Source organism: Bradyrhizobium sp. MI1.4 (assembly GCF_055811315.1).
This window is the reverse complement of sequence record NZ_JBVVPP010000102.1, coordinates 1-4,924: the sequence shown is the minus strand read 5'-3', so window position 1 is coordinate 4,924 and position 4,924 is coordinate 1. Positions and strand designations below refer to the sequence as shown.

The window sequence follows — 4,924 nt, the reverse complement described above, 5'->3', positions numbered from 1 at the left end:
ACCTGCATAACATCCTCCTTCGCTGCAGTTGACGCTTGAGATTCCACCGCGGCAAGGGCGGGGTCCATACCATTGGCTCCGGGTTGGCAAGGAGAATCTTCACTTGCGGCGTTGGTCGGAGCAGCCATGTGTTCGGCCTTTTTGTGCGGTACTCATGACCGCTGGCCATAATGCCCTCCGCGGATCAGGTCCCGATCAAAAGCACGCATTCGAAGATGCCATGGCCCATGTGGGTTGTCCTGATCGCCGGATCGACCGGCGCTGCATTAGTGCTGTTCGCCCTTCCAACCGTACGTTACAGCCGGATGACGGCTGTGATCTCGTTCACGCCGTAAGGCCGGGGTTCCTTATAGGGTTCGTTCCTGGCCATCATCGCCCATGCCATCCTGGCGAGCTTATTGGCGAGTGCGATGGCTGCGACCTTGGTGGGGCGGCGTGCCAACAACGCAGTGAGCCAAGGCCGATGGCTCGTGCCATGGATCTTGGCATAGCGGATCACGGCGAGTGCGCCCGCTGTGAAGAGGCTGCGTAAATAGCGATCGCCTTGCTTGCTGATACGGCCAAGCTTGTCCTTGCCCCCACTGGAGTTCTGCTTCGGCACGAGTCCGACCCAGGCCGAGAAGTCCCGCCCCGACCGGAAGGTTCCCGCATCGGCAACGCTTGCGACTAGCGCCGTTGCCAGTGCTGGACCGACGCCAGGGATCGCATCCAGTCGCCTGCTCGTCGCGTTTGATCGATGCCAGGCAATGATGCGCCTGTCGAACTCCAGGATCTGAGCCTTCAGTACCCGCAACTGACCGCCGAGAGCCGCAAGACACGCGCGGGCCACCTCCGGGACCCGGCGGTCAGCTGGATCGGCGACGACTTCCAACAGCTGTTCGACACCCCTGCGCCCGACGGGGGCAACAATCCCGAACTCGGCCAGATATGCACGGATCGAGTTGATGACAGCAGTCTGCTGGCCAATGAAGAGATGGCGTACGCGATGAAGCATCAGACAGCTCTGTTGCTCGTTCGTCTTGGTCGGCACGAACCGCATGTTGGGCCTTGTGACCGCCTCGCAAATAGCCTCCGCGTCGGTGCTGTCGTTCTTCTGCCGCTTGACGTAGGGCTTCACATAGGCCGGTGGCATCAGTCGCACCGTATGCCCCAACGCCTGCAGCTCGCGGGACCAATGGTGCGATGAAGCGCAAGCCTCGATCCCGACTAGGCACGGCGGCAACTTCTCAAAGAAGGACAGCACGAAACGGCGCTTGAGCTGACGGCGTATGATCACCTTGCCGGCTGTATCAACCCCATGCACTTGAAAGACCGACTTCGCGATATCCAGACCAATCGTTGAAATTGACTGCATAGGCTGCTCCTCCGAATCGTGGGAGCCTTAAACGGCGCCCATTGTTTGGCACTCTCGTGCCCGTGGAGGAGCCGTCCACAGCATCAGAAGCTGACGTTGCTGCGTCCAGCCGATCCTCAGAGAACGGGTTCGTCGCAACCGCGCGCAACGCGGGGGCATTATCGCCAGCTGTCGATCGGAAGCGCCAAACAAGAATGGCCTCAGCTCCAAGGGATTGGGGGAGCTGGGGCCCGACTGCATTACGCACTTTGGGACGCGTGCCGGGAACACCCGGTAATCGGCGAAGCGTTCCAAACGCCGCACCGTCGCAAAGACTCAGCCGCCTCAGAGCCTCGGACGAAGTCAAGGGAAGGCTAAAGTTGGCCTGCCACAACTTCAAAGAGATGAACGGGCTGGGGAAACTCGAAAAGGCGTATGCCGCGATGTCCTCGCGAACGGGACGGAGCGGTTTCGACGGTGATCAGCACGCTCCGCTCCGCTTCGCGCACGCGGGCCCGAAGACACTCCAGTTCGGACAATTGAGACGTAAGCCGTTCCAGGCGCTCATGCAGCCGCACAGTGGCGTCAACCGCTCGACCAGGATGTTCACGCATGCCGTGTACCCCCCAACCAAGCCTTCTAACAAGCTTGGATCATGGCCCGGCGGCGGACCAATCGGGAAAATGATGCAACGGAGACTGAAATCCGCCGACGTTGTTCCAGCATCCACATATGTGAATCGTATGTTGCTGTTGGAAGTTAATTCGGCGGAGTGCATCAGGCGCCGCGCGAAGGCGCAGCCGAACTGTCCGGTGGTGAGCGCCATTCCGCGGCGATGCAGGGCTTTACGTTCGGTCGACCTGTCCCGGCTCAGCGACCCAGCTCTTCTCGCCAGTGGTCCGAACAAGAGACGCGGCGCTGGCTGGGATTTCGTCCACGTCTGCATAGACGACCATTCCCACGTCGCCTTCTCCGAGATCAAGCTCGACGAACCGGCGGCCGTACGCGAGCCGGACGAAGAGGATTGACGTGTGTTCGGCCGTGGGTGCTATAATATCCCCCATGGGCTGGGATGCGAAAGACATAGGGCTCCTCATCAGCCTCTGGTCCGCAGGACATAGCGCGGCGCAGATAGCGCGCCGGCTCGGATGCAGTCGTAACGCGGTCTGCGGCATGCTGACCCGTAAGGGCCTGAAGCGCGGTCGCAAGCTGCCCACGGCGAGGCCGAAGATAAGGCCGACCCCAAAGCTGAGGGCGACGTCGTCGGCAGCTTGCGCCGGTCCAGTCGCAAAGAAGGTGTCGCGGAACGCAGCGGAGAGGCAGCGGCCCAAGCAATTCAGCAAGCAGCAGCTTTACGGGATACTGGCTGAGGCGGTCAAAAATACTGGCTAAGAGGTCACCGCGAATGCCGTTGCGCTGCGCTCAGTACCGGCTCGGCTCGACGCTTCGGGGGTCGCGGCCCTTCCCAAGTTCGTCTCATTCGGGTCAAAGTGCGAAGAACCCGACCTGAGCAAAACCAGTCCGCTTCCACCCACGAAGCTGACATCAATGAGACGATTCGCCACTTCGCTGATGGGCCAGCAGCGTTGCATAGGAAGCCAGAGGGCGATGCCCGAAGGCCGGTGCTGGGCTGATCTGTGCTAGGCTTCTTCAAAACATGGTTGGTTGGCGGAGGCGATTGTGAGGCGACGTGAGTTCATCGCGCTCCTCGGCGGCGCAGCGGCAATCCGACCACTCGGCGCGCATGCGGAGCGTCCGCCAGAGCGCATCCTCTATTTCACATACTCCGCTGGCTACCGGCATGATGTCATACCGCTTTCCAAGGTAATCCTGACCCAGCTCGGAAGCAATTCGGGTGTCTTTGAAGTCATTGCAACGGAAGACACGTCCGAATTTTCTACCGAAAACCTCGAGCGCTACGCGGCGGTGATGTTCTACACAACCGGAGAACTTCCAATGAGCGCCGCGCAAAAGAGAGCTCTTCTCAACTTTGTGCGCTCGGGCCGCGGGTTCCTCGGCGTTCATTCGGCGACGGACACATTCTACACTTGGCCGGACTATCTCGATCTGGTCGGCGGCTACTTCAATGGTCATCCTTGGCATCAGGCCGTGAAGATCGAGGTGGTTGATCCTGGCGATCCCCTGGTGGCTTTTCTCGGGAATTCGTTGCAAGTCGAGGACGAGATCTACCAAATCAGCGACTTCGACTATCGTGGTTCACGCGTGCTCCTGCGCCTCGACCCAAGCTCGGTGGACCTTGGCACGACCGGCGTGCATCAACGATTCTATGGCTGGCCTCTCACCTGGACCCGATTCTATGGCGAGGGACGAGTATTTTACTCGGCGCTAGGCCACGATCCGTCAGTTTGGCAGGACGCCCGCTACCAGCGAATCCTCACGAACGCTATCCTCTGGTCTGTGCGAAGGTCGCCCTAGGAGATGCCGTCGCACATCGCATTTGCGCCACCGCCGGATTCGTCGGGTGGTCTCCGTGCCAGAGGGTTGGCCAGAGGTAGCACTACGCGGTCGGCATCAGCGCCTGACCGAACCAGCAGAGCTTCAAGCTTGGCGAACTTCTCTGCTGCTGGGTCGCTCCGCTCGAGCCGGGCAGTGCGTTCGAGCTGACGGATGAATGGATACAGCGCACTATTAGTGTGGTGCGCCGAGCAGAACTGCCGCACCCTGATGTGCGGTTTGGCGGGGAGTCGCTCATCAAGCGCCAGGGCAATATGCGACTTGCCGATACCGGGCTCATCGGTGAGCATCACCGCGCAACCTTCGCCACGCCTGGCGTGCTGCCAGCGACGCAACAGCATCTCGATTTCCTCGTCGCGCCCAATTGGTGGCGCCAATCGGGTTTTGTGCTGTGCCTCGAAACGGCTATCCACTTCGGTCGTTCCCAGGACCTGCCAGGCTGGTATTGGCTCCGCCCATCCCTTAAGCTCGACAGGACCGAGATTGCGGAATTCGAAATGCCCATCAGTGAGCCGGTGCGTACTCTCGGAGATCAGCACGGTACCAGGATTGGCGAAACGTCAGCAGGCGCGCAGCCAAGTTCGGCGTCCTGCCAATGACGACCTGCTCTTGGAGCCGCGCCTTCGCCGGTCAGATCGCCGACGACCACCATAACGCGAACCTGTAGCTCGGTGGCGGGCTCTGTCTGGAGCTTGGCCACGGCATCGACCAGCGCCCGGCGCGTGTCGCCTGTTCGGCATCATCCTCGTGCGCCTAGGGATAGCCGAAATAGGCGAGAACGCCATCTCCCATGTACCGCGCGATAACGCCCTCGTTTTGGGCGACAATCTCTGCGATCCAGCGATGCAGGCGCCCATTACAGCCCGCAAGTCCTCCAAATCAAGGCGGGCCGAAAGTGCCGACGAGCCGACCAAATCGCAAAACATGACTGTAAGTTGACGCCGCCCGGCGTTGTTCGCCGACGCCGGCTTGGTGACCGTTCGAGAACTGTTCGAGGCTTCACTACTCCCTCAGGGGCTGCGCGATGCGCTGGAGTCCGCTAGACTGTATGTCCCCCCACAAAATGAGGCGACTCACCCTCGATGTTGCGACGAGGGTTGCCCGGATGGACCGGGT

5 protein-coding genes are annotated in these 4,924 nt (G+C 60.8%); 3 read left to right on the top strand and 2 right to left on the bottom strand.

Features of this window, described 5'->3' with window-relative positions; all coding sequences use genetic code 11:
• Window positions 1–295: 295 nt before the first annotated feature.
• Complete coding sequence (locus tag AC0L23_RS39595) at window positions 296–1,354, bottom strand: IS110 family RNA-guided transposase (protein WP_473358384.1); 1,059 nt, start codon at window positions 1,352–1,354, stop codon at window positions 296–298.
• Window positions 1,355–1,713: 359 nt separating this feature from the next.
• On the opposite strand from AC0L23_RS39595, the gene AC0L23_RS39590 reads away from it, so the two are divergent.
• The 3 genes from AC0L23_RS39590 to AC0L23_RS39580 all read left to right on the top strand — a co-directional run bounded on the left by AC0L23_RS39590 (window position 1,714) and on the right by AC0L23_RS39580 (window position 3,769).
• Window positions 1,714–2,361: a hypothetical protein gene (locus AC0L23_RS39590; RefSeq protein WP_473358385.1), complete on the top strand. Its 648-nt coding sequence runs from the start codon at window positions 1,714–1,716 to the stop codon at window positions 2,359–2,361.
• Window positions 2,362–2,395: 34 nt separating this feature from the next.
• Window positions 2,396–2,725 carry a GcrA family cell cycle regulator gene (locus AC0L23_RS39585; RefSeq protein WP_473358383.1) on the top strand — a complete coding sequence of 110 codons (330 nt, stop codon included), beginning with the start codon at window positions 2,396–2,398 and terminating at the stop codon, window positions 2,723–2,725.
• Window positions 2,726–3,013: 288 nt separating this feature from the next.
• Window positions 3,014–3,769, top strand: a complete 756-nt coding sequence (locus AC0L23_RS39580; RefSeq protein ID WP_473299304.1) for a ThuA domain-containing protein — start codon at window positions 3,014–3,016, stop codon at window positions 3,767–3,769.
• On the opposite strand, the gene AC0L23_RS39575 is transcribed toward AC0L23_RS39580, so the two are convergent.
• The gene (locus AC0L23_RS39575) at window positions 3,766–4,221 is read right to left on the bottom strand and encodes an ATP-binding protein (protein WP_473299302.1); all 456 of its coding nucleotides are present in this window, start codon (window positions 4,219–4,221) and stop codon (window positions 3,766–3,768) included. The two genes, AC0L23_RS39580 and AC0L23_RS39575, sit on opposite strands and share 4 nt — an antisense overlap.
• Window positions 4,222–4,924 lie beyond the last annotated feature (703 nt).

Coding starts and splice junctions, on each gene's coding strand:
- AC0L23_RS39595 (WP_473358384.1), bottom strand. CDS start 1,354: ATGCAGTCAATTTCAACGATTGGTCTGGATATCGCGAAGTCGGTCTTT.
- AC0L23_RS39585 (WP_473358383.1), top strand. CDS start 2,396: ATGGGCTGGGATGCGAAAGACATAGGGCTCCTCATCAGCCTCTGGTCC.